We start from the raw sequence: 1,327 nt of genomic DNA, 5'->3' as shown, positions 1-1,327 counted from the left end.
CCTATCGGGGGTGTTCCGTAGCGGGTTATACCTGCATAACACGCGGCGGTAATAAATTTGGCGAGAGAGATTGGTGACTTTTTAGCGAGAGAGCTCATCGAACCGACAACTCCAGAAATTGGCACAGGCGACATTAAGATCAATGCATGGGCTTTAGCGTGAGCAGTGGCGTGAAGGGACGCAAGTCCACCAAGAGAATGGCCAATGACGGTCGGTGCCTTATCAAAGCTTTCGATTGCTTCAATGCATTCATCGACGTAGTCATTAAACCTTAGCTTAAGCCGTTCCTTAAAAGATAAATGATGCCCGCTGAAGGTCATGCAATGAACTTTAAAACCCATCGCTCTATAGTGCTGAGCAAATTATCTTCCCAAATCCAAGAACCGGACATAGCGCCGGGAACAAACAGAATGGGCGTACTTGTATCGATGTTAAGCGCATTTATGTTTGAAGGCATCGCTTAGTCCTGTTGCAGTTCTTTGAGTACGAGTGACATGGTTTGTCGATTGAACCCCATTCCTAAATGAGAAACGTTCACTTCGATATATCGTGTTTGTTGGTCTTCGGGCAATACGCTGGCAGACCAATCAACGACGCCGTCTGTTTTACTAACAATTGCACTGAGCTTGCATTGAATGGGCTTCTTTTTTCGCTCTTCGACGCCAGCCTCAATCCAGTCCAGATCTAAGCCTTTTTTGGCCAAGATAGGTGCGGCCGCAGTATATTTTGGGCCGCCCGTAAGCGGCGTGCCCAGCGTTACGACATGATCGACCATTTCGGGTAAATCTCTCGCTACTTCTCGGGCAACTACGCCACCAAGGCTCCATCCGACTAGCGAAACTTGCTTTCCTGTTTGTTCGTAAAACTCTTTCACTCTCTCAGCCATTAGACCGCAGAGATGAGGTACACCGAACTCTCCATTATGAGGATTAGGAGGAGGTAACTCCCATTCCATGGAGTGCAGGTCATAATCTTTGTCTAGGCCAGCACGATTGACTCCAAGTCCCCAGCCCATTGCTTTAAACCCATGACGTTCTAGGAAAAACCGGAGTGGTTTCATGCTTGAATCACTAGCACCGAAACCAGGCAGAACAAATACGTGACGGCCTTTGCCTATATCTTTTTGCTGTTTTACGCTCAAATATGACATCCATGCGGGTAGGGCAGTTAGGTCAAGTGCGGCGCGGTATTCCAGCAGGCCATTCTTAAAACTCGGGGTACTAAGTTGATGTGTAGTGCTCATTGTGGGGTATCCATTGATGAGAGATTCATTTGTTCGCTGGTGTGTTGACTGACAATACCTTGGACAGCGAAATCGAAATCTTTG

3 protein-coding genes are annotated in these 1,327 nt (G+C 47.5%); 1 reads left to right on the top strand and 2 read right to left on the bottom strand.

Annotated features, from left to right (window positions below; all coding sequences use genetic code 11):
- Positions 1–320: alpha/beta fold hydrolase (locus A3738_RS29045; RefSeq protein ID WP_231876502.1), on the bottom strand; the 320-nt coding region annotated here is incomplete at its 3' end.
- Positions 321–323: 3 nt separating this feature from the next.
- Here A3738_RS29045 and A3738_RS31770 point away from each other — a divergent pair.
- Positions 324–464: a hypothetical protein gene (locus A3738_RS31770; protein ID WP_231876501.1), complete on the top strand. Its 141-nt coding sequence runs from the start codon at positions 324–326 to the stop codon at positions 462–464.
- Here A3738_RS31770 and A3738_RS02170 read toward each other — a convergent pair.
- A complete protein-coding gene (locus A3738_RS02170; RefSeq protein ID WP_068479920.1) occupies positions 461–1,243 on the bottom strand; it encodes a triacylglycerol lipase in 783 nt (260 codons plus the stop codon). The two genes, A3738_RS31770 and A3738_RS02170, sit on opposite strands and share 4 nt — an antisense overlap.
- Between the last annotated feature and the right edge of the window lie 84 nt (positions 1,244–1,327).

It is taken from the genome of Oleiphilus sp. HI0066 (genome assembly GCF_001635725.1).
This window is presented reverse-complemented; position numbering and strand designations above follow the sequence as displayed.

Coding starts and splice junctions, on each gene's coding strand:
- A3738_RS02170 (WP_068479920.1), bottom strand. CDS start 1,243: ATGAGCACTACACATCAACTTAGTACCCCGAGTTTTAAGAATGGCCTG.
- A3738_RS31770 (WP_231876501.1), top strand. CDS start 324: ATGAACTTTAAAACCCATCGCTCTATAGTGCTGAGCAAATTATCTTCC.